The sequence below is a fragment of the Candidatus Symbiopectobacterium sp. NZEC135 genome (assembly GCF_025962695.1).
In genome coordinates this window covers 1-711 of sequence record NZ_JAGFPF010001113.1, presented here as the reverse complement: position 1 = coordinate 711, position 711 = coordinate 1, and the positions used below count along the sequence as shown (strand labels likewise).

Sequence of the window (711 nt, the reverse complement as noted above, 5' to 3'; positions counted from 1 at the left end):
TTAACGCGGTGGTGCAGAGCTTTAATGATTTCATCGCCTACCTGCAAGAGCTGATGCAGCAGGTGGGTCAGAGCGCGCTGGCCATGTCCTCGGCGTCGCGCCAGATTGCCAGCGGTAACGCCGATCTCTCGTCGCGCAGCGAGGAACAGTCTTCATCGATTGTCGAAACCGCAGCGTCCGTGGAAGAACTGGCGGGAACGGTACGCCAGACCGCCGACAACGCGCGCCACGCCAGCAAACTCGCGGAGGATGCGTCAGGTATTGCCCACAAAGGCGCATCGGTGGTGAATGAAGTGGTCTCCACCATGACCAGGATAAACGCGTCATCCAACAAGATTGTCGAGATCATTAGTGTGATTGATGGCATCGCTTTCCAGACCAATATTCTGGCGTTGAATGCCGCGGTTGAAGCGGCGCGGGCTGGTGAGCACGGGCGTGGTTTTGCCGTGGTCGCAGGAGAAGTGCGTTCACTGGCGCAACGGAGTGCCACCTCTGCGCAGGAAATTAAAGCGCTGATCGAAGAATCGGTCACCAACATTGAGCAGGGCAGTAATCTGGTGCGGCAGGCTGGTTCAACCATGGAAGAGTTGATGAGCGGCGTAAACAGCGTCACTGGTGTTATCGCTGAAATCAGCTCTGCCAACGAAGAGCAGAGCAAAGGTATCGATCAGATCAACGTTGCCATTAACCAGTTGGACAACACCACCCAGC

1 protein-coding gene is annotated in these 711 nt (G+C 56.4%); it reads left to right on the top strand.

The genetic code is table 11. The features are described 5' to 3' along the window. A partial coding sequence (locus J5224_RS32780) for a methyl-accepting chemotaxis protein (RefSeq protein WP_264629092.1) occupies positions 1–711 on the top strand: 711 nt, incomplete at both ends.